The 23,326-nt window shown below is 65.0% G+C and carries 21 protein-coding genes; 11 read left to right on the forward strand and 10 right to left on the reverse strand.

The annotated features are described in order from the left end of the window. The first annotated feature begins 40 nt into the window (after positions 1–40). From ABZN20_RS03530 to hypF, 7 genes are all read left to right on the forward strand, one after another. Positions 41–697 carry a CerR family C-terminal domain-containing protein gene (locus tag ABZN20_RS03530; RefSeq protein ID WP_367026760.1) on the forward strand — a complete coding sequence of 219 codons (657 nt, stop codon included), beginning with the start codon at positions 41–43 and terminating at the stop codon, positions 695–697. 94 nt (positions 698–791) lie between these two features. Further along, the gene (locus ABZN20_RS03535) at positions 792–2,264 is read left to right on the forward strand and encodes a DegQ family serine endoprotease (protein ID WP_367026761.1); all 1,473 of its coding nucleotides are present in this window, start codon (positions 792–794) and stop codon (positions 2,262–2,264) included. Between the two features lie 112 nt (positions 2,265–2,376). Continuing rightward, positions 2,377–2,613 carry a HypC/HybG/HupF family hydrogenase formation chaperone gene (locus ABZN20_RS03540; protein WP_367026762.1) on the forward strand — a complete coding sequence of 79 codons (237 nt, stop codon included), beginning with the start codon at positions 2,377–2,379 and terminating at the stop codon, positions 2,611–2,613. Next, positions 2,606–2,959 carry a hydrogenase maturation nickel metallochaperone HypA gene (hypA, locus tag ABZN20_RS03545; protein WP_367026763.1) on the forward strand — a complete coding sequence of 118 codons (354 nt, stop codon included), beginning with the start codon at positions 2,606–2,608 and terminating at the stop codon, positions 2,957–2,959. The genes ABZN20_RS03540 and hypA overlap by 8 nt, the downstream gene beginning before the upstream one ends. Before the next feature lie 35 nt (positions 2,960–2,994). Next, on the forward strand, positions 2,995–3,846 hold the full coding sequence (gene hypB / locus ABZN20_RS03550) for a hydrogenase nickel incorporation protein HypB (protein ID WP_367026764.1): 852 nt from the start codon (positions 2,995–2,997) through the stop codon (positions 3,844–3,846). Between the two features lie 12 nt (positions 3,847–3,858). Beyond that, complete coding sequence (gene hypD, locus ABZN20_RS03555; protein ID WP_367026765.1) at positions 3,859–4,959, forward strand: hydrogenase formation protein HypD; 1,101 nt, start codon at positions 3,859–3,861, stop codon at positions 4,957–4,959. An 8-nt stretch (positions 4,960–4,967) separates the two neighbouring features. After that, complete coding sequence (gene hypF / locus ABZN20_RS03560) at positions 4,968–7,358, forward strand: carbamoyltransferase HypF (RefSeq protein ID WP_367026766.1); 2,391 nt, start codon at positions 4,968–4,970, stop codon at positions 7,356–7,358. Between the two features lie 22 nt (positions 7,359–7,380). On the opposite strand, the gene ABZN20_RS03565 is transcribed toward hypF, so the two are convergent. Continuing rightward, complete coding sequence (locus ABZN20_RS03565; RefSeq protein ID WP_367026767.1) at positions 7,381–8,415, reverse strand: ATP-binding protein; 1,035 nt, start codon at positions 8,413–8,415, stop codon at positions 7,381–7,383. A 119-nt stretch (positions 8,416–8,534) separates the two neighbouring features. Here ABZN20_RS03565 and ABZN20_RS03570 point away from each other — a divergent pair, with 119 nt between their 5' ends. After that, a complete protein-coding gene (locus tag ABZN20_RS03570) occupies positions 8,535–8,762 on the forward strand; it encodes an AbrB/MazE/SpoVT family DNA-binding domain-containing protein (protein ID WP_218806893.1) in 228 nt (75 codons plus the stop codon). After that, entirely contained in the window at positions 8,759–9,145 is a 387-nt protein-coding gene (locus ABZN20_RS03575; protein WP_367026768.1) for a type II toxin-antitoxin system death-on-curing family toxin, read from the forward strand. Before ABZN20_RS03570 ends, ABZN20_RS03575 begins: the two co-directional genes overlap by 4 nt. Before the next feature lie 69 nt (positions 9,146–9,214). On the opposite strand, the gene ABZN20_RS03580 is transcribed toward ABZN20_RS03575, so the two are convergent. The 8 genes from ABZN20_RS03580 to secA form a co-directional block, all read right to left on the reverse strand. After that, the gene (locus ABZN20_RS03580; protein ID WP_367025483.1) at positions 9,215–10,408 is read right to left on the reverse strand and encodes an ISAzo13 family transposase; all 1,194 of its coding nucleotides are present in this window, start codon (positions 10,406–10,408) and stop codon (positions 9,215–9,217) included. A 56-nt stretch (positions 10,409–10,464) separates the two neighbouring features. Next, positions 10,465–11,034 carry a Uma2 family endonuclease gene (locus ABZN20_RS03585; protein ID WP_218806891.1) on the reverse strand — a complete coding sequence of 190 codons (570 nt, stop codon included), beginning with the start codon at positions 11,032–11,034 and terminating at the stop codon, positions 10,465–10,467. A 67-nt stretch (positions 11,035–11,101) separates the two neighbouring features. Continuing rightward, the gene (locus tag ABZN20_RS03590; protein ID WP_218806890.1) at positions 11,102–11,371 is read right to left on the reverse strand and encodes a hypothetical protein; all 270 of its coding nucleotides are present in this window, start codon (positions 11,369–11,371) and stop codon (positions 11,102–11,104) included. Then, positions 11,368–11,535, reverse strand: coding sequence for a hypothetical protein (locus ABZN20_RS03595; protein ID WP_367026769.1), 168 nt, complete (start codon positions 11,533–11,535; stop codon positions 11,368–11,370). Before ABZN20_RS03595 ends, ABZN20_RS03590 begins: the two co-directional genes overlap by 4 nt. A gap of 130 nt (positions 11,536–11,665) precedes the next feature. Beyond that, positions 11,666–13,075, reverse strand: coding sequence for a glutamate--ammonia ligase (gene glnA / locus ABZN20_RS03600; RefSeq protein ID WP_367026770.1), 1,410 nt, complete (start codon positions 13,073–13,075; stop codon positions 11,666–11,668). A 167-nt stretch (positions 13,076–13,242) separates the two neighbouring features. Next, entirely contained in the window at positions 13,243–14,193 is a 951-nt protein-coding gene (locus ABZN20_RS03605; RefSeq protein WP_367026771.1) for a Nudix family hydrolase, read from the reverse strand. A gap of 7 nt (positions 14,194–14,200) precedes the next feature. After that, complete coding sequence (argJ, locus tag ABZN20_RS03610) at positions 14,201–15,427, reverse strand: bifunctional glutamate N-acetyltransferase/amino-acid acetyltransferase ArgJ (protein WP_367026772.1); 1,227 nt, start codon at positions 15,425–15,427, stop codon at positions 14,201–14,203. Then, complete coding sequence (gene secA / locus ABZN20_RS03615; RefSeq protein ID WP_367026773.1) at positions 15,411–18,128, reverse strand: preprotein translocase subunit SecA; 2,718 nt, start codon at positions 18,126–18,128, stop codon at positions 15,411–15,413. Before secA ends, argJ begins: the two co-directional genes overlap by 17 nt. Before the next feature lie 175 nt (positions 18,129–18,303). Between secA and uvrC the strand changes: the two genes are divergently transcribed. After that, positions 18,304–20,136 carry an excinuclease ABC subunit UvrC gene (uvrC, locus tag ABZN20_RS03620; protein WP_367026774.1) on the forward strand — a complete coding sequence of 611 codons (1,833 nt, stop codon included), beginning with the start codon at positions 18,304–18,306 and terminating at the stop codon, positions 20,134–20,136. 3 nt (positions 20,137–20,139) lie between these two features. Beyond that, a complete protein-coding gene (pgsA, locus tag ABZN20_RS03625) occupies positions 20,140–20,709 on the forward strand; it encodes a CDP-diacylglycerol--glycerol-3-phosphate 3-phosphatidyltransferase (protein ID WP_218806884.1) in 570 nt (189 codons plus the stop codon). Between the two features lie 62 nt (positions 20,710–20,771). On the opposite strand, the gene ABZN20_RS03630 is transcribed toward pgsA, so the two are convergent. Further along, the gene (locus ABZN20_RS03630; protein ID WP_367026775.1) at positions 20,772–23,324 is read right to left on the reverse strand and encodes a PAS domain S-box protein; all 2,553 of its coding nucleotides are present in this window, start codon (positions 23,322–23,324) and stop codon (positions 20,772–20,774) included. Positions 23,325–23,326: the final 2 nt, after the last annotated feature.

The raw sequence follows: 23,326 nt of genomic DNA on the forward strand, positions 1-23,326 counted from the left end.
CGCTTGAACAATGCGGTTGGAACCCCAATAAAATAACAATATGAACATACTGAACGCGGCGCTTTGCCACGACCCGACCCGCGAACGGCTGCTCCAAGCCGCGCTCGACGTGTTTGCCGACAAAGGATTTCGCGACGCAACCGTGCGGGAAATCTGCGCCAGAGCGGAGGTGAACACCGCTTCCGTGAATTACTACTTCCGGAGCAAGGAGGCGCTTTATTCCGAAGTCTTAGGGTTCGCATTCCGGGAGGCGCACGAGCGTTATCCCGATACGCTGGCCAGCGATCCGAACCTCCCCCCCGAAACGCGGCTGCGCCATTTCATCTCAAACTTTCTGGCACGCTTGTTGGACGAGACCCATCTCGGCCGCCACGGCAAGCTGATCGCGCGTGAGATCGCGGATCCCACGGCGGCGCTGGACCAGGTCATCGAGACCACCATGAAGCCGCACTGTTCGATTCTTCACGACATCGTCGCCGCACTGGTCGGCCCGGGCTACAGCGAAGCGGACATGCACCGGCTGAGCCTGAGCGTCGTCGGGCAGTGCCTGATGTACCGGCACTCCCGCTCGCTGATCGATCGGGTCTATCCGGAGATCATCGCCACGCCGGAGGAAATCGAAAAGACCGCCGAGCACATCGCCCGCTTTTCGATCGCGGCATTGAAGCATCTGCGCCCGGAACGGGCCGGCTCCTGACGGGACGACCCGATCGTTAAGCCTGTTTTAAGTTTCCCGCCTTATCGTGATCACCAAGCAGCGAGTGCCGCTGATTCGTGAGGAAAGACCCGCCATGCAAAATAACACCCTGCGTCCCACCTTGATTGCCGCATCCGTCATCGCCGCCCTGGGCGCCGGCTATGCCCGCTACGGAGACTACACCCTGGTGCCGAAATCGGATCTCGTGCAGCCGACCGTCCAGACGGCTCAACCGCCGGTGCCCCCCTCCTCCACCGCCGCCGCTCTGTCTCTGCCCAATTTCGCCGCCATCGTGCAGCGCAACGGACCGGCGGTCGTCAACATCAGCGTCACCGGCAACACCAGAGTCAACCTGCCGGAGACGCCCCAGCTCGATCCCAACGATCCGCTCGGCGAATTTTTCCGGCGGTTCCAGCCGCAGATTCCACGCGGAGGGGACGCCCCCACCCGCGGCCAGGGCTCGGGATTCATCATCCGTCCGAACGGGCTGATCCTGACCAACGCCCACGTGGTGGACGGCGCCCAGGAAGTCACGGTGAAGCTGACCGACCGGCGCGAATTCAAGGCCAAGATCGTCGGCGTCGACAAGCCCACCGACGTCGCCCTGCTCAAAATCGAGGCCGACGGCCTGCCGGTGGTGCCCCTGGGAGAGCCGGCGCAGTCCGGCCCCGGCGACTGGGTGGTGGCGATCGGCTCGCCGTTCGGCTTCGAGAACAGCGTGACGGCCGGCATCATTTCGGCGAAATCGCGCAGCCTGCCCGAGGAAACCTATGTACCTTTCATCCAGACCGACGTCGCGGTGAATCCCGGCAACTCCGGCGGCCCGCTGTTCAATCTGAACGGCGAAGTCATCGGCATCAACTCGCAGATCTACAGCCGCACGGGCGGCTACCAGGGCCTGTCCTTCGCCATTCCCATCGACGTCGCGCTGAAGGTCGAAAAGCAGCTGCTGGCGGATGGCAAGGTCAGCCGGGGACGGCTCGGCGTCGGCATCCAGGAATTGAACCAGTCGCTGGCCGAATCCTTCGGGCTGGAGCGCCCGACGGGCGCCCTGGTCGATTCGGTGCCGAACGACGGACCCGCGGCCAAGGCCGGTATCAAGCCGGGCGACGTCATCCTGAGCCTCAACGGCCAGCCGATCGAAAATTCGGGCCAGTTGCCGCCGCTGGTCGCGGATATCAAGCCGGGCAGCGAGGCAAAGTTAGGTCTCTGGCGCAACGGCAAGCGCGAGGAGGTCACGGTCCAGGTCGGCGAAATGCCCGACACCCAGCAGTCCGCCGCGACCGGGAACGGCCTGGCCAAGGGCCGGCTGGGACTGGCGGTGCGGCCGCTGTCGCCGGAAGAACAGCGGGCCGCCGACGTCAACGGCGGCGTGTTGGTCGAGGCGAGCGCGGGCCCGGCCGAACGCGCCGGCATCCGGCCGGGCGACGTGATCCTCGCGCTCAACGGCCATGCGGTGGCCAATCCCGGTGAATTGCGCGAACTGGCGGACCGGGCGGACAAGCACGTGGCCCTGCTGGTGCAGCGCGGCGGCACGAGGATTTTCGTGCCGCTGGATTTAGGCTGAATCCGAAGCGGTGTATATTGACTGGCATTTGAACCGGCTCCGAGGATTCAAGCAGACCATGTTCCGAACCGCTCCGATTGCGGATCCGATCCGCAGACTCTAGGCGACGGCCATGTGTCTCGCTGTCCCGATGCAGATCACCCGGCTCGACGGCTTTTCCGCGCGCTGCACGGCGCGCGGCGTCGAGCGGGACGTCAGCCTTTTCATGCTGCAGGACGAAGACATCGTCCCCGGCGACTTCGTCCTGGTCCATGTCGGCTACGCCATCCAGAAGATCAGCCGGGAGGATGCCGAGGCGACCTGGGAACTGTTCGACCAGATCCTCGCCGCGGGCGACGCCGATGCATGAGCTGTCGGTCTGCATGGAGCTGATCGACCAGGTCGAAGCCATCGCCCGCAGCCACGAGGCCGAGCGGGTGGATACCATCGTCCTGCGGATCGGATCGCTCTCCGGCGTCGAACCCGGCCTCCTGGAAAGCGCTTTCGAAATGGCGCGGCTGGGCACGGTCGCCGAGCACGCCAGCCTGCGCACCGAAAGAATCGAGCCCCGCATCCGCTGCCGGGCCTGCGGCTCGGAGGCGGACGCCGGACCGGGCGACCTGCGCTGTCCGGCCTGCTCCGGTACCGACACGGCGCTGATCGCCGGCGACGAAATGATCCTGGCCCGGGTCGAACTGCTGCAGGCCGCAGACTGAATCCGCTTTTCGAGACTGTATGAGGTAAGCCCCCCATGTGCGACACCTGCGGATGCAACATCACCGACGGCAACCGCCATCTGCTGCGCGCCGACGGCTCGCACGCCAAAGTCACCGCCGTCTCCGTCCTGAACAAACTGCTACAACACAACGATGCCCAGGCCGAGGCGAACCGGGCCCTGTTCGACCGGCACGGCGTTCTGGTCATCAACCTGATGTCCTCGCCCGGCTCGGGCAAGACTTCCTTGCTGGAAGCGACCATCAAGGCCCCGAACGGCGCCCTGCGCATCGCCGTCATCGAAGGCGACCTGGAAACCGAAAACGACGCGGCGCGCATCCGCGCCTTAGGGGTAGAGGCGCACCAGATCACCACCGGCACCGCCTGCCATCTCGACGCGCATCTGGTCGCCAATGTATTGCCCAAGCTCGATTTGGAGAACATCGATGTCCTGTTCATCGAGAACGTCGGCAACCTGGTCTGCCCGGCCAGTTTCGACCTGGGCCATCATCTCAATCTGACCCTGCTTTCTGTCACCGAAGGAGACGACAAGCCGGCCAAATACCCGGTGATGTTCCGGGCGGCCGATGCCATGCTCGTCAGCAAGACCGATCTGCTGGCGGTGCTCGACGAGTTTTCGCCCACCAAGGCGGAAGCCTGCCTGCGGCGACTGGCCTCGAATGCTCAAGTGCTGCGCATCTCCAGCAAGACCGGCGAAGGCATGCGGGAATGGCTGGACTGGCTGAACCAGCGGCTGGAACACTACCGGGAACTGCGCCGCGAGAACCGCAGCCTGCGGCCCGCCGTGCAGTCCGAAGGCCGGCGGCTGCACAACCAAGCCAAGCCGGGAGTCCGCTTCAAGCCGGTCTCGCAACCCGAAACGGTCTGACGGCATAGGGCGATGAGCGACGCGCGGCTCTGGCTGGAGCGGATACGAACGCTGCCGATTCCGGGCGGCATCCGCATCATGAACGTCTGCGGCGGGCACGAACGCTCGATCAGCATGGCGGGGCTGCGCACCGCGCTGCCGCCGGCCATCCGCCTGATCCCCGGCCCCGGCTGCCCGGTGTGCATCTGCCCGGAAGAGGACATCTACCAGGCCATCCGGCTCGGCCTCGAGGGTGATGCCATCGTCGTCAGCTTCGGCGACATGCTGCGGGTGCCGGTCAACCTCGGGCGCTACGCCGTGCGCTCGCTGGAACAGGCCAAGGCGGCGGGCGCCGACATCCGGCCCATCGCCTCGCCCATCGAAGCGCGGGCCATCGCCGAGAAGGCGGCCGGCAAGCCGGTGGTGCTGTTCGCGGTCGGCTTCGAGACCACCATGGCGCCCATCGCCGCCCTGATGGCGGAAGGCCTGCCCGACAACCTCTACATCCTGTGCAGCGGCCGGCTGACCTGGCCGGCGGTCAAGCTGCTGCTCGATTCCGACGAATGCGTGCTGGACGCCTTGGTCGCGCCCGGCCACGTGGCCACGGTGATGGGGCCGGATGAATGGGCCTTCGTCGCCGACGACTACCGGCTGCCGGTGGCGATCGCCGGCTTCACGCCCGCCAGCCTGCTCCAGGCCGTGCATTCGACGATCGTCCAATGGCGGGAGGAAACGCCGCGGCTGGACAATTGCTATCCGGAGGCGGTGAAGCCGGGGGGCAATCCGAAGGCCCGGGAATTCCTGGGCCGCAGCTTCGACGTCGCCGCCGGCAACTGGCGCGGCATCGGCCCGATCGCCGATTCGGCCTATGTGCTGAAACCGGAATTCGCCGCGCACGACGCCCGCCTGCATTTCCCCGACTACAACGCGGGCGACCGCCGCCATGCCGGTGAAATGCCCGCCGGCTGTGACTGTGCCCGCGTCGTGCTCGGCAAGATCCAGCCAGACGAGTGCCGCATCTACGGCAAGCCCTGCACCCCCCGCAGCCCGGTCGGCCCCTGCATGGTCTCGGACGAGGGAGCCTGCCGCATCTGGTGGGCGGCCGGCGTGCGCAAGGACACCGCCGCCGCCTGAAAGCCCGGATGCGGACCGCCCAGCGCATCCAGGTCCGCGGCCGCGTGCAGGGCGTGGGGTTCCGTCCCTTCGTCTGCCGGCTCGCCCATGAATTCAGCCTCGATGGCTGGGTGAAGAACCGTGGCGGCGGCGTCGAAATCCACGCCGAGGGCGAGCCCGCCGCGATCCAGCGGTTCATCGAGGCGCTGGTCTCCCGTGCCCCGCCGCTGGCCGGTCCGCAGCCGCCGGTTCGCCGGCCTGCCGAATTCCGGGGCTGCGCCGGATTCGAAATCCTGCTCAGCGATTCCGGAAACGAAACGCCCATCCACGTACCGCCCGACCACTTCGTCTGCCCCGATTGCCTGGACGAAATGCGCGACCCCGCCGCCCGCCGCTACCGCTACCCCTTCATCAACTGCACCCAGTGCGGGCCGCGCTATACCCTCATCGACCGGCTGCCCTACGACCGCCCGAACACCGCGATGGCGGATTTCCCGCTGTGCGAGGACTGCCGGCGCGAATACGAAGACATCCACGACCGGCGCTACCACGCCCAGCCGCTGGCGTGTCCTTGCTGCGGGCCGGTGCTGGAGTTCCGTCGGCAAGATGAGGCCGCGAATAATTCCCTCTCCCTCTGGGACCAAGCCGCCGGGAGCGGGTTGGGTCGAACCGCGTTCGCCCGAAGGGTTCCGGCCAGGATGGGCCGGAAACATTGGGTTCGGGTGAGGGCAGTCGGTATCAATGAAAGCCAGCCGAACGAAGAGGCCCTGGCCCAATGCATCGAAGCCCTGCGGCGAGGCCGGATCGTCGCCGTCAAAGGCGTCGGCGGTTACCACCTGCTCTGCGATGCCCGCTCGGATGCCGCCGTCAGGCGCCTGCGCGAACGCAAACGCCGCCCGGACAAACCCCTCGCGGTGCTGATCCCCTGGTTCGAAGGCGAAGGAATCGATTGGCTGGTACGCCTGGCCGAGCCACGCCCTGACGAACGGGAACTGCTGGCATCCCCCCTCCGGCCCATCGTCATCGTCAAACGCTCCGCCGACAGCGATCTGTCCGGCCTCATCGCGCCCGGCTTGGACGAGATCGGCCTGATGTATCCCTACAGCCCGCTGCACCACCTGCTGGCGGGGGACTACGGCGCGCCGCTGGTCGCCACTTCCGCCAATCTCAGCGGCGAGCCGGTGCTGACCGACGGCGCGGAAGTCGAGCGCCGGCTGGCTCACGTCGCCGACGCCTTCCTGCACCACGACCGGCCGATCCGCCGGCCCGCCGACGACTCGGTCTACCGCCGCAGCGCCGGAAGCCTCAGGCCCTTGCGGCTGGGGCGCGGCACGGCGCCGGTCGAAATGCGCCTCCCCTGTCCAGTGGCCGAACCGACCCTTGCGCTCGGAGCCGATCTCAAGAACACCATCGCCCTGGCCTTCGAAGACCGCGTGATCGTCTCCCCGCACCTCGGCAATCTCGGCGCGCCGCGCAGCCTCGACGTATTCGAGCAACTGATTCGGGAGCTATCCAGGTTGTACGGAATCGAGCCGAAGCGGGTGGTCTGCGACGCCCACCCCGACTACTTCTCCAGTCGCTGGGCCCGGACCTGCGGGCTCGAAATCCACCGCGTCCTCCACCACCACGCCCACGCCTCGGCGCTGCACGGTGAGTTCGCGCCGGACGACGACATCCTGGTGTTCGCCTGGGACGGCACCGGCTTCGGCGGCGACGGCACCCTGTGGGGCGGCGAAACCCTGCTCGGCCGGCCCGGCGGCTGGCGCCGGGTGGGGAGCCTGCGGCCGTTCCGCCTCATCGGCGGCGAAAAGGCCAGCGCCGAACCCTGGCGCTGCGCGCTCGCGGCCTGCTGGGAAGCGGGGCTGGACTGGTTCAGCTGCCCGGTGGACCCCACGCCGTTCCGGCACGTCTGGGAACGCGGGATCAACAGCCCCTACACGACCTCCGCCGGGCGTTTGTTCGACGCCGCCGCCGCCCTGATCGGCGTCACGCTGAATCAAAGCCACGAAGGCCAGGCCGGCATGTGGCTGGAAGCGCTGGCCGGCGACACGGGGGATTTCGTCGAACTGCCCCTGCGGCGGGAGAACGGCCTGTACCGCGTCGACTGGACACCCCTGCTGCCCGCATTGATGGACGGGAGCCGACCGGCCGCCGGCCGCAGCGCGATGCTCCATGCCAGCCTGGCCCAAGCGGCTCTGGCCCAGGCCCGAGCGATACGACGCGAATCGGGGGTAAACCTGGCCAGCTTCACCGGCGGCGTGTTCCAGAACCGCGTTCTCGCCGAACTGACCACGGATCTGCTGCGGGCCGACGGATTCGAAGTCGCCCTGCCCGCCAGTCTGCCCGTCAACGATGCCGCGATCGCCTACGGCCAGCTCGTCGAGACCGCCCGCGCCAGCCGGGCGCCAAGCCCCGCTTGATGCCGGGCGGACTGTCGGTTTCTCAAGCCTCCTCCAGGGGCTCCGTCCGCTTCAGCCGGCATTCCGCCGCCAGTCGGCGCAGGAACTGCTCCGGGGCCAGCCGCTCGCCGAGCAGCGTGCACTGGCGCGTGACCGCGGAGAAATCGCCGGGCGTGAGGCCCTGTAAGCCCTCCAGCACATAGATCAGGTCCGCCGGCACCGGCGCCGTGGCATCCCCCAAAGCCTCCCGCGCAAACAGAGCGAGCCGCTGCGCGGAGGTCAAGGCGCGGAAATGCAACTTGAAATCGAACCGGCGCAAGGCCGCCGCATCGATGCCGCTCATCAGATTGGTGGCGGCGATGAAGATGCCGGGGTAGCGCTCCATCTGCTGCAGCAGCTCGTTGACCTGGGTGCGCTCCCAGGACCGTTGCGCTTGGCGCCGGTCGGTCAGGAAGCTGTCGACCTCATCGAGCAGCGGGACCGACTGCGAGGGATCGCACTCCAGAAACAGACGGGCCAGATTCTGCTCGGTTTCGCCCACGAAGGGAGAAAGCAGGTCCGAAGCCTGCCGCGCCACCAGTTCCCGGTCGAGCGCCTCGGCCAGGATTTCGGCGAAGGCGGTCTTGCCGGTGCCCGGCGGGCCGTAGAAGCACAGGCTGCCGTGGCCGTGCCGGGAAAGGGCCCGGACGATGGCGCCCGGCTCACTCCGCCGGCCAGGTTCAGGAAGGCCGCATCGAACCGGGTGGCCGCCCGGCGCCGGCGGGGGCGAGGGTGAACCGTGCAACAGCGTGCGCAGCGCGGCCACACCGGCCCGGATCGTCTCCTCGGGCGGCGCTTCCGGCAGCAGCTCCCACAATCGGCGAGCCGAGCCCAACGGGGCCGGGGCAAGCACCGCGTCATCCGCCAGCTCGTCCAACAGCGACGACGGGACCGCGCACTCGCCGAGGTGAGACTCCACCATCTGCCGGCGCACCGAGCGTGGCGGCTGAACGAAGGCGACCGGCAGCAGGAAGTGCCGCCGGAAAGCCGGTTTGCCGGTCGTTCCGGATTGGCGGAACCCAAACTTCGCGGGCGGCATGGCCAAAGGCATTCACATCCCTGTGCCCTGGATACCGGCACTCCATGCCGGTATGACGTTCCTTTAACCCGACCGCCGCGGTAGTATAACGATTGTTATAACTTCAACCGGGACCCGCTATGCACTACACCCTCAAACTGACCCAGATCGGCAACTCCGTGGGAGTGATCCTGCCCAAGGAAGTCCTGGCGCGGCTGAAGCTGGAAAAGGGCGACGCCGTGTTCCTGACCGAGTCGCCCGACGGCTATCGCGTCGTGGGCTACGATCCCGGCTTCGAACGGCAAATGAGCGAGGCCGAGGAGATCATGAAGCGGCGGCGCAATGTGCTTCGCGAACTCGCCAAGTGACCGTGTTCCACTGGATCGACGAAGCCGTCGTTTGGGCCGTCCATGAAGCGCAACTGGCCGAGCACGGCGGCTCCGCAGGCGTCCGAGACGCCGGTCTCCTGGACTCCGCCCTGACACGGCCCCGGAACCTCGCCGCATACGGAACGCCCGATGCGGCCGACTGCGCCGCGGCTTATGGCTTCGGCATCGCCCGCAATCATCCGTTCATCGACGGCAATAAGCGCACGGCATTCGTATGTGTCGAGTTGTTCCTGGCCCTGAATGGCTACAGCCTGGAAGCCGAAGATGCGGACTGTGTCCTGACTATGCTCGCCTTGGCCGCCGGCGATCTGGACGAGGTTGCCTTCGCCGCTTGGATCAGGGTCGATCTGACAAAACGCTAGCCGTGCCGAGGGTGAACGGAACGAGCGGATGCTAGGGCATTGGAACAAAATAAATCTGCCATATGAATGCTACGGCAGGATCGTATAATTCCATTCGCCATGGAAGGCATGGCGCTGTATTTTGAGGCCGTCCATTTCCGCGTCGGTGACCTTGATCCCTTTGGGATATTCGCTATCGTCCAGTTCGCAATAGACCCGCAAGCCTTTGCGATTGGTCGTCGAGGCAATCAAATTCACCACGACCTCGTGACTGATGAGCGGACGACCGCGCCAATTCATCGTGATAAAGGAAAATAGGCGATGCTCAATCTGGTTCCATTTGCTGGTTCCCGGCGGGAAGTGACACACCGTGATGGCCAGTCCTAACTCGGTGGCTAATGCCTGAAGCTCCCGCTTCCATAAGCGCACACGCGAGCCATTGCTCCCACCGCCATCGGCCGTAATCAACAAGTGCCGTGCCTTCGGATAACACGGTGCGCCCATGGAGTGCCACCAGCGGCGAATACTTTCCACCGCGAATTGCGCGGTGTCGTGATCCGTCCCGACATTGACCCAGCCGATATTCAACGTCGGATCGTAAATGCCATACGGTGCCACCTTCCCCAGTTCGGGGTCTTGAAAATCATACACCCGAACGGCTTCCGGCTGCCCTTCGGGGCGCCATTCCAGGCCCTGTTGCTTGAAATTCCCGACCAGTTCCTTCTTCTTGGTGTCCACCGAGATGACCGGATCGCCCCGCCCTTGGAACTGCTTCACCTGGGTGTAGATATGCTCGAACTGGGCATTGCGATCCGGATGCGAACCGCCCTCCAAGGTTTTTCGATTACCTTGCAGGCTATAGCCCAGCGCGCGGAGCAGTTCGCCCACCATCCGATGGCTGGTTCGGTGCCCCATCTCAGTGAGGGCTTCGGCCAATTGCCGCGTGCTCTTACACGTCCAACGCAACGGGGATTCCGGATCCCCGCGCGTCACCGGATCAATCAATCGCTCCAAATCGGCCTTCAGGGTGGAGTCCTGGTCAACCGTCCGTTTCCGGCCTGCCCCCTTCCGGCGAATACGGCCCTGAGGCAAGGCATTCTGTTGTTCCAACTCTTGGCAGCCTTGACGAATCGCCTCTCGACATAAACCGGTTTCCCGTGACACGGCCGAGATTCCGCCTCGGCCAATCGCCAGCGCCTCCGCCCCGGCAACCAAGCGCCGCAGACGCTCGTCCAGGTACCGATCGAGTTTCTCAAAGCGCTTCTTGATTGCGGCATGTTCCATACCGCAACTTTAGAACAAACCCCTCAGCATTTGGAAGGGTTATTTTGTTCCAACGCCTAGGTTGCCTCCGGCACCCATAAGTCCGCCAGCGCAAACCGCCATTCGCCGAAGGGCGGGGCGCCGACCTCTTCGTTCTGCTGCCAGGCCTGTTCCATCAGCCAATGGCCTTCGAGCAGCCGGAACACTTCCAGGGTGCGCTGGTCCGGGTCCACCAGCCAGAGCCAGCCGACGCCGTGTTCGGCGTAGAGCGGCATCTTCACCACGCGGTCGATCCGCACGGTGCCCGGCGAGAGCACTTCGCAGACCCAGTCCGGGGCCAGCGTGAAATAGGCCTCATCCGGAAACACGGGCATCCGCTCCCGCCGCCAGCCCGCGAGATCGGGGACCAGGATATGCGCGCCGAGATGGAGCTCCGGCTCGAAGAGTATCCACCAGCCGCCGGGGCCGCCTCTGCCGTGGTCGAACGGATTCATCAAATCCCCGCCGAGTACCGAGGCGGCGCGGGCATGCCGAGGCGCGGGCCGCGGCTGGGCGATCAGCTGACCGTGCAGAATCTCGCCGATCACGTTGTCCGGAAGATCGAACAGGTCTCGATAAGTGGCGAGGCGTTCGGCGGGAGCGGTCATACGGTTGTTTTCTGCGGTTCTGCGTCTGGAGAGCCGATTCTGAAACCGGCGGGGGCTTGCCGCAAGCTCAGCGTCCCATTCCCGCCAGACAGGCCGCGCGCAGGTCCTTGTCGCGGACGTTGTAGCAGCGCGATTTGTCGCCGGTGAGGCGGGCGAGGCAGAGCTGTTCGGCGTCGGCATCCTGGATCGAGTAGCAGCGGCTCTTGTCGCCGCGGGTGTCGGCGAGGCAGGCGTTGCGCAGGTCCTTGTCGCGGATGTTGTAGCAGCGGGCGGCATCGTCGGCGGCGGCCGCCAGGCTGACGCCGAGGGCGGCTCCAGCCAGGCGCTTGATCTTCATGGGCGTGATCTCCGGAGGGCTTGGAGCGGCAGCGGCATGACCTTGCCTGCCGCGCCCCGCAGATTGTAGCCGGCATGGCCGTCCAGCGCGGTTTCGGCCGGGTTGACCTGGACCGCCGTGGCGCCGCGCTGGGCACAGCGGGGCGGGCCAGCATGGCCAGCCACTGGGCATCGCCGATATCCGTCTTGCGCCCTTAGCACCTGCTTGAACGGCGTGGGACATAAAAAACCCGCCAAGTCATTGACTTAGGCGGGTTCTGGGACGACATGGGACCGTCTGGGACGGGCCGGATTATTACAGGCTGTAGTACATATCGAACTCGACCGGGTGGGTGCTCATGCGCAGACGAGTCACTTCCTGACCCTTGAGTTCGAGATAAGCATCGATCATGTCGTCGGTGAAGACGCCGCCGCGGGTCAGGAACTCGCGATCGCTGTCCAACGCTTCCAGAGCCTGATCGAAGGAGTAGCAGACCTGGGGGATGGCCTTTTCTTCTTCCGGTGGCAGATCGTACAGATCCTTGTCCATGGCATCGCCCGGGTGGATCTTGTTCTGGATGCCGTCGAGACCGGCCATCAGCATCGCCGCGAATGCAAGGTACGGATTCGCGGTGGAGTCCGGGAAGCGAACTTCGATGCGGCGGGCCTTCGGGTTCATCACGTAAGGGATACGGATGGAAGCCGAACGGTTACGGGCGGAATAGGCCAGCATGACCGGCGCTTCGAAGCCCGGCACCAGACGCTTGTAGCTGTTGGTGGAGGCGTTGCAGAACGCGTTCAGGGCCTTGGCGTGCTTGATGATGCCGCCGATATAGTACAGCGCGGTTTCGGACAGGCCGCCGTAGAGTTCGCCGCTGAAGAGATTCTTGCCGTCCTTCGCCAGCGACTGGTGAACGTGCATGCCGTTGCCGTTGTCGCCGACCAGCGGCTTCGGCATGAAGGTCGCGGTCTTGCCGTAGGCGTGCGCCACGTTCTGCACGGCGTACTTGAGCAGCAGGACTTCGTCGGCCTTCTTCACCAGGGTGTTGCAGCGGACGCCGATTTCACATTGGCCCGCGGTGGCGACCTCATGATGATGGACTTCCACGACCATGCCCATGTCTTCCAGGGTGTTGCACATGGCCGAACGCAGATCCTGGAACGAATCGACCGGCGGAACCGGGAAATAGCCGCCCTTGATGCCGGGACGGTGGCCGATGTTGCCGTCTTCGTAGACTTTTTCCGAGTTCCAGCCCGCTTCTTCGGAATCGACCTTGTAGAAGGAGCCGGACATGTTGGCGCCCCAGCGGACGTCGTCGAAGATGAAGAATTCGTTTTCCGGCCCGAACAGTGCGGTGTCCGCGATGCCGATGGACTTCATGTAGGCTTCGGCCCGCTTGGCGATGGAGCGCGGATCACGTTCGTAGCCCTGCATGGTGGCCGGTTCGACGATGTCGCAACGGATGATCAGTGTCGGATCGTCAAAGAACGGGTCCATCACCGCGGTGGATGCGTCCGGCATCAGAATCATGTCGGACTCGTTGATGCCTTTCCATCCGGCGATCGAGGAACCGTCGAACATCTTGCCTTCTTCGAAGGCGGCCTCGTCGATCGTCGAAGCGGGGACGGTCACGTGCTGTTCCTTGCCGCGGGTGTCGGCGAAACGCAGGTCCACGTAGCGGACTTCCTTTTCCTTGATGATCTGCAATACGTCTTTCGGTGTCATAGTAAGGTCGTCTCCTCCAGCTAGGATTGGGTAATTCAAAGGTTACACAAAAATTGTACCAAGGGTACCGGGCAAATATCTTCTTGATTTTACGCCCGAGTTAAGCGCCATGCGAAACAAATGGCGCACTATATTAGTGCATACAGCACTTCCATGGAGCATTGCGATCACAGAAATCCCCGAATGCCCGCTATCCCCCAGGCGCCGGCCGATCTGGCGCCGGCGAGATACTCCACCGCCATCCCGCCCAATGCGTATACCGGGAGGTTGACGGCCCGGAGGCATTCGGAGAAACGCTCCCAGCCCAGCGGAGCCGACGCCGGATGGGACCGGGTAGGCAACACGGGACCGAAGACGGCGAAATCCAGTTGCAGAGATTCCGCCTTTTCCAGTTCACCCGCGTCGTGGCACGAAGCGGCGACCCAGAATCTTTCGTCCAGCGGCCTTGAATTCAGGCTGTTCAAGCGCGCGCTGGTGAGATGAACGCCGGCGGCACCGAGCTCGACCGCCAGTTCCGGCTCGGCATTCAATAGCAATCGAGTGCGATCGTCGGCACAGTACTCCAAGCATTCCCGCGCGAACGCGCGGTAGTCCGTCCGCGACAGCGCTTTAGCCCGCAACTGGATCAACGAATAGCCTTCAGCCACCAGCCGCCGGAAATGGCGGCGCATGGCCGCGAGATCGCCCGCGGCATCGTCCACGATCGGATAATGGAACGGCAGCCGGGCCGCCGTCACGATGAAACGGTTCGCCGCCGGGAATTGGAAATCGACCAGTTCGTCGGCGCCGACCCAGCGAATGGGCTGTCCCAGACAGCCGCGGGCGACACCGGAAAACCGCCGAACCCGCCAGATGTCGAGGACGACCCGCCGCGAGGGATAGTCGTGGCGCACCACCAGCATCGGTTCGGCGCTGTCCACGGCGATGCCTATCTCCTCCATCAACTCGCGGCGCAAGGCATCGAGCGGCGTCTCGCCGGGTTCGATCTTGCCACCGGGAAACTCCCACAGGCCGCCCTGATCCGCCTCGGCCGGCCGTTGGGCGATCAGGATGCGGCCGGCGGCATCTTCGATGACACCGGCGGCTACGCGAATCTCCTTGTTTCCGGGGGACGTCAACGGAAATTCAGGTCCGGTACTCGGCGTTGATACGGACGTAATCGAACGACAAATCGCAGGTCAACACGCGGGCGGAAGCCTTACCCCTTCCCAGCGATACTCGCACGGTAATCTCCGGCCGCTGCATCACGGCGACGCCCTGCGCCTCGGTATAGCCGCGGTCGCGTCCGCCGCCGGCGACGATCCGGACCTCGTCCAGCCAGATCGCCACCCGCGAGATATCCAGGTCATCGCATCCCGCCCGCCCGACCGCCGCCAGGATCCGGCCCCAATTGGGATCGCTGGCGAAAAAGGCGGTCTTGACCAGGGGCGAATGCGCGATGGTTTTCCCGACCCGCCTGGCCTCGTCTTCCGAAGCCGCTTCTTCGACCACGATGCGGATGAACTTGGTGGCGCCTTCCCCGTCGCGGACGATCTCTTCGGCCAGATCATCCAGCACCGCGTCGACGGCGGCCTGGAAGGTCTCGAGGTGGGAACTGCCCGGCTCGATCGGCGGCGCGTCCGAGCGCTGGCTCGCCATCAGCACGCAGGCGTCATTGGTCGAGGTGTCGCCGTCGACGGTGATGCAATTGAAGGAGCGGTCCACCGCATGTTGCAGAACGCTCTGCAGCAACTGGGCCCCGATACGGGCATCGGTACCGACGAAGGCCAGCAGAGTCGCCATGTCCGGGTGAATCATGCCGGCGCCCTTGGCGATACCGGACACAAAGACGGGATGCCCCTCGATCTCGATTCTGCGGCTCGCCGTCTTCGGCCGGGTGTCGGTGGTCATGATGGCGCGGGCAGCGGCCTCCCAGCCGTTCTCCGACAAGGCCTCGAAGGCCTTCGGCAAGGCTGCGCGGATCTTGTCGAGCGGCAGATATTCGCCGATCACCCCGGTGGAAAAGGGCAGGACCTGTTCGGCCCGCCCGCCGGCCAGTGCGGCGACCGCCTCGCAGCTCGCGCGGGCATCCGCCAGACCTCGCGCACCGGTCCCGGCATTGGCGTTGCCCGAGTTGACCAGAAGCCAGCGCGGCGCCTGCCCCAGATGTTCGCGCGACACGGTGACCGGCGCTGCGCAGAAGGCGTTCCGGGTGAACACCGCCGCGCAGGTCGAGCCTTCCGTCATTTCGATGAGCAGCACGTCGTCGCGCCCGACATGCTTGATAGCCGCCGCCGCGGTGCCGAGGCGGATCCCGGATACCGGACTGATGCGGCCGTGCGCCGCTCCTTCCTTCTCAGGCGAGACGGCCATGGCACTGCTTGTATTTTTTCCCGGAGCCGCAAGGGCAAGGGTCGTTGCGGCCGACCTTGTCGCCGGGGCGCACGAATGGGCGGGGGCCTTCCGGAACCGCATATTCCTGCGATTTTTCCGGCGCAGCGGGAGGCTCCTCCACGGTCAGGGCGCTGACCTCGGCGTGCTGGAACTGCATTTCCTGCGGCTGGCGGCTCTGTTCCTCCATCTCCTGGACTTCCTCCTCGGAATGGACCTGGACGCGGGAGACGATGCCGACCACCTCCTGCTTGATGCCGTCGAGCATGCCGGTGAACATCTCGAAGGCTTCCCGCTTGTATTCCTGCTTGGGGTCCTTCTGAGCGTAGCCGCGCAGATGTATTCCCTGGCGCAGATGGTCCATCGAGGCCAGATGCTCCTTCCAGGAATTGTCGAGCACCTGGAGCATCACCGACTTCTCGAAGTGCCGCATGACCTGCGGTCCGATCGCTTCGACCTTGGCGGCATAAGCGGCGTCGGCCTCCTGAATGATGCGCTCCAGCAAGGTCTCCTCATGGAGGTCGGGTTCGTCGTCCAGCCATCGCCGTATCGGCAGGCTCAAACCGATCTCGCGCTCGATCACCTCCTCCAGTCCGCGGACGTCCCACTGCTCCTCGAGGCTGTGCGGAGGCACGTGTTCGGCGAACATGCGGCCGAGCACGTCGTGACGGATGTCCTCGATGGTCTTGGAAATATCGTCGGCCCGCATCAGTTCGGTGCGCATGTGGTAGATCACTTTGCGCTGGTCGTTGGCGACGTTGTCGTATTCCAGCAACTGCTTGCGGATGTCGAAATTGCGCGCTTCCACCTTGCGCTGGGCGTTCTCGATGGCGCGGGTCACCCACGGATGCTCGATCGACTCCCCTTCCTTCATGCCGAGGCGCTGCATCAGCACAGCGACCCGGTCGGAAGCGAAAATGCGCATCAGAGGATCTTCCAGCGAGAGATAGAAGCGGGTGGAACCCGGATCCCCTTGACGTCCCGAACGGCCGCGCAACTGGTTGTCGATGCGGCGCGACTCGTGGCGCTCGGAGCCGATGACGTGCAGGCCGCCGGCGGCGACGGCGGCGTCGTGGCGCTGCTGCCATTCCGCCTTGATCTGCTCGGCCATGGCCGGATCGGCATGGGCCAAGTCCTCCTCCAGGCTGCCGCCCAGCACGATGTCCGTGCCTCGGCCGGCCATGTTGGTGGCGATGGTGACCGCCCCGGGACGGCCGGCCTGGGCGATGATGTGCGCTTCCTGCTCGTGATGCTTGGCGTTGAGCACCTGGTGCGGCACACCGGCCTGGCGCAGAATGCCGGACAGCAGCTCCGAATTCTCGATCGAAGCGGTGCCGACCAGCACCGGCTTGCCGTGGTCGACGCAATACTTGATGTCCTCGACGATCGCGGCGAACTTCTCGCGGGCGGTGAGATAGACCAGATCGCCCATGTCGTTCCGGATCATCGGCCGGTTCGGCGGGACCATGACCACCTCGAGACCGTAGATCTGGTGGAACTCCGGCGCCTCGGTGTCCGCCGTGCCGGTCATGCCGGCCAGTTTCTCGTAAAGGCGGAAATAATTCTGGAAGGTGATCGAGGCCAGCGTCTGGTTCTCGTTGTGCACCTGCACGTTCTCCTTCGCCTCCACCGCCTGGTGCAACCCCTCGGACCAGCGCCGGCCGGGCATGGCGCGGCCGGTGAATTCGTCGACGATGATGATCTGTCCGTCACGCACGATGTAGTCCACGTCGCGCTGGAACAGCGCGTGCGCTTTCAGGGCGGCATTGATGTAGTGCATCAGGCGGATGTTGACGGCGTCGTAGAGGCTTTCTTCGGCGCCGATCAGGCCCTGTTCCACCATCACCCGCTCGATGGTCTCGTGTCCGGTCTCCGTCAGGTAAACCTGGCGCGCCTTCTCGTCCACCGAATAATCGCCCGGCCCGCCTTCCTTTTCCTGGCGGATCAGATGAGGGATCAGTGTGTTGACTTTGTGATAGAGATCGCTGCGGTCTTCGGTCGGACCGGAGATGATCAGGGGCGTTCGCGCCTCGTCGATGAGGATGGAGTCTACTTCGTCGACGATCGCGAAAAACGGATCGCGTTGCACCCGCTGATCCAGGGTGAACGCCATGTTGTCGCGCAGATAGTCGAAACCGAATTCGTTGTTGGTGCCGTAGGTGATGTCGCAGGCATAGGCGTGGCGGCGCTGTTCCTGTTCCAGGTTACTGACGATGACGCCGGTGCTCAGGCCCAGGAAACCGTAAAGCTTGCCCATCCACTCGGCGTCGCGCCGCGCCAGATAGTCGTTCACCGTCACCACGTGGCAACCTTTGCCGGGCAGCGCGTTGAGGTACGCCGCCAGGGTGGCGACCAGCGTCTTGCCTTCGCCGGTTTTCATCTCGGCGATCTGGCCGTCGTTCAGCACCATGGCGCCGATCAGCTGAACGTCGAAATGGCGCATGTTCAGCACGCGCCGCGAAGCCTCCCGCACCACCGCGAAAGCCTCCACCAGCAGGTCATCGAGAGCCTCTCCGCCGCTCAGCCGCTCCCGGAACTCCAGGGTCTTCCGTCCCAGCGCCTCGTCGGTCAGCGCCGCGATCGTGGGTTCGAGCTGGTTGATCTTCTTGACCAGACGCCTCTTGCGTTTGATGATGCGGTCGTTGCGGCTGCCGACGACTTTTCTGACAAGCTTGCCAAGCATGATTCGGTGAATTCCGGACGAAAACGTAATCCGCGCATGATACCGCAAAACCGGACCCCTGGAGAAATGCGGGGGCCGGCCCGCCTGCGGGCGGCTGGACGGGCGAAATGGGGAAAGCGGCTGCGGAGGAATATAATGGGCATCGGTAATCTCCCAGGCTTCCCCTTTCGGCACCATGAGCACCGCGGCAGCGGCTTTCGACATCAAGGCCTTCCTGGCGACCCTGACCGGTGCACCCGGCGTCTACAAGATGCTGGACGGAAACGGCGAGGTGATCTACGTCGGCAAGGCCAAGAACCTGAAGAAGCGTGTGGCCAGCCACTTCGCCCAGCGCGACAATTCGCCCAAGCAGAATGCGATGGTGGCGCGGGTGCAGGCGATCGAGGTCACTGTAACCCGCACCGAGGGCGAGGCGTTGCTGCTGGAAAACCAGCTCATCAAACGCCATAAGCCGCGCTACAACATCAACCTGCGCGACGACAAGAGCTATCCCTACATCTACGTCTCCACCCACCAGGAATTTCCGCGGCTGGCCTTCCATCGCGGCAGCCGGGCGCGGCCGGGGCGCTTCTTCGGACCCTTCCCGAGCGCCGCCGCGGTGCGCGACAGCCTGAAAACCCTGCAGAAAATCTTCCCGGTCCGGCAATGCGAGGACTCGTATTTCGCCAACCGCACCCGGCCCTGCCTGCAGTACCAGATCGAGCGCTGCACCGGCCCTTGCGTGGGACTGGTCGGGCCGGACGCTTACGGCGAGGACGTCGCCAACACCCTGCTGTTCCTGGAGGGCCGGGGCGAAGCGCTGATCGACCGGCTCGCGCAGCGCATGGAACAAGCCGCCCAGCGCCTCGAGTTCGAAAAGGCGGCGCGCTACCGCGACCAGATTTCCAACCTTCGGACCGTACTGGCGAAGCAGCTCGTCGCCGGCGAGCAGGGCGATCTCGACATGATCGCCTGCGCCATCAGGGGCAATATCGGCTGCGTCCACGTCGTGTTCATCCGCAACGGGCAGCAGATCGGCGACCGCAGCTTTTTCCCGAGAATGCAGGACGAACACGACGCCGCGGCCGTGCTAGAGGCCTTCATCCCCCAGTTCTACCTGGACAAGGAGATCCCGCGCGAACTGCTGCTGAGCCACGAGATCCGCGACCGCGAGCTGTTCGAGGCCGTGCTCGGACAGCAGGCCGGGCGCGGCGTCAAGATTTCCTGGCGGCTGCGGGGCGAGCGCGCCAGGCGTCTGGAACTGGCTCAAGCCAACGCCGAATACGCGCTGAAAACCCGGCTGGCCAGCCAGCAGAACATCGCCGATCGCCTGCGGCACCTGACCGAGATGCTGGGTCTCGCGGAGCCGCCCAACCGCATGGAATGTTTCGACATCAGCCATACCCAGGGCGACCAGACCGTCGCGTCCTGCGTCGTGTTCGACCGCAACGGCCCTCTGAAGTCGGCCTACCGCCGCTTCAACATCGAAGGCATCACCGGCGGCGACGACTATGCGGCCATGGCCCAGGCGCTGTCACGCCGCTACCAGCGGGTTCGCGCCGGCGAGGTCGAGACGCCGGACATCCTGTTCATCGACGGCGGCAAGGGCCAGATTCACGCGGCGGCCCAGGCACTCGACGAACTCGGCGTGGGAAATATCCGTATAATCGGCATCGCCAAAGGGCCCGACAGAAAGCCCGGCATGGAGACCCTGTTCAAAGCAGGCTGCAGCGATCCCATCGTCGTCGAACCCAACAACCCCGGTTCCCTGCTCATTCAGCACATCCGCGACGAGGCGCACCGCTTCGCCATCACCGGGCACCGGCAACGGCGGGCAAAAGCCGCGATCCAGTCCCCGCTGCAGGCGATCGCGGGATTGGGCCCCAAACGGCGCCAGCAGCTGCTGCGGCAGTTCGGAGGCTTGCGGCAGATCAGCCGCGCCGACGTGGAAGCCCTGAGCAGCGTCGAGGGAATCAACCGGCAACTGGCTCAGCGCATCTACGACATGTTCCACGATCATGGCGCCTAACTCATGCACTTCAACCTGCCCACCTACCTGACGCTGCTCCGGATCGTGCTCATCCCGATCCTCGCGGTGCTGTTCTACGTGCCCTGGAGCGCTGCCCACGTCGTCTGCGGCATCATTTTCGCGTTTGCCGCAGCCACCGACTGGCTGGACGGCTACCTCGCCCGGCGGATGGGCCTGGCCACCCGCTTCGGTGCGTTCCTGGACCCCGTGGCCGACAAGCTGATGGTCGCCGTCGCTCTGGTCCTGATCGTGCAGGCCGAACCCCAACCGCTGATCGCGGTGGCCTCCGCCATCATCATCGGCAGGGAGATCACCATCGCCTCGCTGCGCGAGTGGATGGCGGAAATCGGGCAGCGGAAGCGGGTCGAAGTATCCTCCCTGGGGAAATGGAAAACCACCTTCCAGATGCTGGCGATCACGCTCCTGCTGCTCGGTCTGGATGCCCGGCACAGTGCGGTCAAGACGACGGGCGAATTGCTGCTGGTGGTTTCCGCCGTGCTGACGCTGTGGTCGATGGTCGTTTATCTCCAGGCCGCCATGCCGGTCTTCAAGGCGAGCACCGAAGCGGAATGAGGGCGGTTCCCGCCGTGGGCCGGCAACGCGATGGCTGACCGGCCGAGGCAAGGCATCCCGCGTCAGCGCGCTCGCAGGGCCACCATGCTGACGTCGTCCCGCAGAGGGTTCTTCCCGGCGAATGCCCGAAGCTCGGCCAGGAGTCCGGCCACCATCGCCTCAGGCGCCAGTGAGCGGCGTGTCGAAAACTGGTGGCAGAGCCTGGCGATGCCGAAGAACTCCCCTTCGCCGTTCTGCGCCTCGATCACGCCGTCGGTATAGAGCAGCAGCCAGTCCCCGGCTTTCAAGTCCTCGGTCTTTTCCTCGAAAGACACGCCTTTTCTGACGCCCAGGACCAAACCGTCCGCGTCCAGAGGAATGCAGCTCTCCTCCCCGTTCCTGAGCAGCAGCGCGAAATTGTGCCCCGCGTTGGCGTAGCTCAGCCTGCGCATCCGGCAATCGTAGCGGACGTAGAACATCGTGATGAACAGGTCCGCCCCCGACAGGTCCTCATGCAGCATGTCGTTGATGCCGCCGAGAATCGGGGCGACGCCTTCGCCCGAAACGGGCTCGGCCAGCGTCCTGCGAGCCTCCGCCCGGAGCACGCTGCGGGCCTCCGCCATGATGAGCGCGGCGCCGACGCTGTGGCCGGAGACGTCGGCGATGACCAGGTCCACCAAATCGCCGCGATGGAAATAATCGAAATAATCGCCCCCCACATGGGTCGCGGGCACGCAGAGTCCGGCGATCTCGGCAGTCGCCAGGTGAAGCGGAGCCTCGGGCAGGAGCGAGAGCTGGATCTGCTTAGCGATTTCCAGCTCATGCCGCTCCTCCTCGGCGCGGCGGCGCTCTGTCACATCCGTCTGGATCCCGATGTAGTGGGTGATGACGCCGGCTTCGTCCTTCACCGGCGAGATCAGCAGCTCGTTCCAGAACGGCGTGCCGTCCTTGCGGTAGTTCCTGATCGTCAGCCGGCATGGCCGGCCCGCCCGGATCGCCTCGCGGATTTCTTCGATGCTTGCAGGATCGGTCTCCGATCCCTGCAGCATCCGCATGCTGTGTTGGAGCAGTTCCTCCCGTGAATAGCCGGTGATCGAGCTGAGCGCCGGATTGACATAAACGTTCGGCAATCCCTTGGTCTGCGCATCGGCGATGTTGATGCCTACGCTTGCCGACTCGATCGCGCGGTTGCGCACCCTCAGCTCGTCCTCGTAGCGCTTTCGGGTGGTGATGTCGTGGTCGACGCCCCGCCATTTGATGAGTTCGCCCCGCTCGCCGAAGATCGGCGCCCCCGTGGATTCGGTATAGACCTCGTGCCCGTCCTTGTGCCGGTAGCGGTTGATGAGGCGGAAGAACGGCTTTTCGCTCGCCTTGGCCGGCGGCAGAGTGCTCATCCAGTGCTGCCGGTCCTCGGGCGTCAGCAGCTCGAAGTAATGTTTGCCACGCACCTCTTCCGGCTCGAAGCCGAGGATGGCCCGGACCGCGCCGCTGCTGTAGAGGTAATGCCCCTCGGGGTCCTGCTCCCAGAGCCATTCGCCGGCCATTTCCGCCACTTGGCGGAATCGCTCCTCGCTCTCGGCGAGCGCCTCCTTGTCCCGCTTTTGTTCGGTGATGTCCTGCTGGATGACGAGATAGTGCGTCACCTCGCCGGTTGCGCTGCGAATCGGGGTGATGCTTTCGAGCGCCCAATAGATTTCGCCGTTCTTGCGGATATCCCTCACCTCTCCGCGCCATTCCCCTTGCGAGCGCATGACATGGCGCAGACGTCCGAACCGGTCCGCATCCCCTGCCCTCGCCACACCGGGCCGCGTGCCGACGAGTTCCTCCGCGCCGTACCCCGTCAGTGCCGTGAAACCTCTATTCACGTACTGGATACGGCCCTGCGGGTCGGCGATCAGCACCGCCGAGGGGCTTTGGTCCACGGCGCTGGAGAGCATGAGGAGCCGGTCCTCGGTCTGTTTCCTCGTGGTCAGGTCGCGGGTTATGCCCACGAACCAGCGGCGCCGATCCATGCGGAGCTCGCCGACCGAGAGGTGGAGCGGAAACAGCCGGCCATTCTTCCGCCGCCCCTGGACCTCGCGTCCGATCCCGATGATCCTCGCCTCGCCGGTGCGGAGATAACGGCCGATGTAGGCGTCATGCTCCTCGCGATAGGGCGATGGCATCAGCAGTCCGACATTGCGGCCGAGGACCTCATCGGCATGGTAGCCGAACATGCGTTCCGCCGCCGGCGTGAACAACTGGATGGCGCCCCGATCATCGATCACGACGATGCCGTCGACCAGTGTATCGAGCACCGCCCGCAGGGTCGCTTCGCTGTCTCGGCCACCGGCATCCTTCGCCGAGGGATCCGACAGACGCAGCAGGCCCATCGCGATGCCGGCGGCATCCAGCGGACGGATTTCGCAATCGAGCAGCCGGTCTTTCCCGCACCCCAGGCTGATCCGCGTCCGCCGGGCCGATGTCGCGGATGCTGGCTCCGGCAACAGTTTTTTCCCCAGCAGGGCTTGCCTGCCGCAGCCGAGGAGGCGTTCCGCCGCTCCGTTCATCTCCACGAGATTTCCGGCCGAATCCAACAGGCAGAGCGCTTCGTCGAAGGCGTTCAGCAATGCCCGCGAGAGTTCCGGTTGCCGCATGG

The sequence above is a fragment of the Methylococcus sp. ANG genome (assembly GCF_040730495.1).
In the GTDB taxonomy this organism is placed as follows: Bacteria; Pseudomonadota; Gammaproteobacteria; order Methylococcales; family Methylococcaceae; genus Methylococcus.

What these genes read in the sequence shown, in the direction of transcription:
- ABZN20_RS03530 (WP_367026760.1), top strand. Translation starts at nt 41, where the DNA reads ATGAACATACTGAACGCGGCGCTTTGCCACGACCCGACCCGCGAACGG.
- ABZN20_RS03535 (WP_367026761.1), top strand. Translation starts at nt 792, where the DNA reads ATGCAAAATAACACCCTGCGTCCCACCTTGATTGCCGCATCCGTCATC.
- ABZN20_RS03540 (WP_367026762.1), top strand. Translation starts at nt 2,377, where the DNA reads ATGTGTCTCGCTGTCCCGATGCAGATCACCCGGCTCGACGGCTTTTCC.
- hypA (WP_367026763.1), top strand. Translation starts at nt 2,606, where the DNA reads ATGCATGAGCTGTCGGTCTGCATGGAGCTGATCGACCAGGTCGAAGCC.
- hypB (WP_367026764.1), top strand. Translation starts at nt 2,995, where the DNA reads ATGTGCGACACCTGCGGATGCAACATCACCGACGGCAACCGCCATCTG.
- hypD (WP_367026765.1), top strand. Translation starts at nt 3,859, where the DNA reads ATGAGCGACGCGCGGCTCTGGCTGGAGCGGATACGAACGCTGCCGATT.
- hypF (WP_367026766.1), top strand. Translation starts at nt 4,968, where the DNA reads ATGCGGACCGCCCAGCGCATCCAGGTCCGCGGCCGCGTGCAGGGCGTG.
- ABZN20_RS03565 (WP_367026767.1), bottom strand. Translation starts at nt 8,415, where the DNA reads ATGCCGCCCGCGAAGTTTGGGTTCCGCCAATCCGGAACGACCGGCAAA.
- ABZN20_RS03570 (WP_218806893.1), top strand. Translation starts at nt 8,535, where the DNA reads ATGCACTACACCCTCAAACTGACCCAGATCGGCAACTCCGTGGGAGTG.
- ABZN20_RS03580 (WP_367025483.1), bottom strand. Translation starts at nt 10,408, where the DNA reads ATGGAACATGCCGCAATCAAGAAGCGCTTTGAGAAACTCGATCGGTAC.
- ABZN20_RS03585 (WP_218806891.1), bottom strand. Translation starts at nt 11,034, where the DNA reads ATGACCGCTCCCGCCGAACGCCTCGCCACTTATCGAGACCTGTTCGAT.
- ABZN20_RS03590 (WP_218806890.1), bottom strand. Translation starts at nt 11,371, where the DNA reads ATGAAGATCAAGCGCCTGGCTGGAGCCGCCCTCGGCGTCAGCCTGGCG.
- glnA (WP_367026770.1), bottom strand. Translation starts at nt 13,075, where the DNA reads ATGACACCGAAAGACGTATTGCAGATCATCAAGGAAAAGGAAGTCCGC.
- argJ (WP_367026772.1), bottom strand. Translation starts at nt 15,427, where the DNA reads ATGGCCGTCTCGCCTGAGAAGGAAGGAGCGGCGCACGGCCGCATCAGT.
- secA (WP_367026773.1), bottom strand. Translation starts at nt 18,128, where the DNA reads ATGCTTGGCAAGCTTGTCAGAAAAGTCGTCGGCAGCCGCAACGACCGC.
- uvrC (WP_367026774.1), top strand. Translation starts at nt 18,304, where the DNA reads ATGAGCACCGCGGCAGCGGCTTTCGACATCAAGGCCTTCCTGGCGACC.
- pgsA (WP_218806884.1), top strand. Translation starts at nt 20,140, where the DNA reads ATGCACTTCAACCTGCCCACCTACCTGACGCTGCTCCGGATCGTGCTC.
- ABZN20_RS03630 (WP_367026775.1), bottom strand. Translation starts at nt 23,324, where the DNA reads ATGCGGCAACCGGAACTCTCGCGGGCATTGCTGAACGCCTTCGACGAA.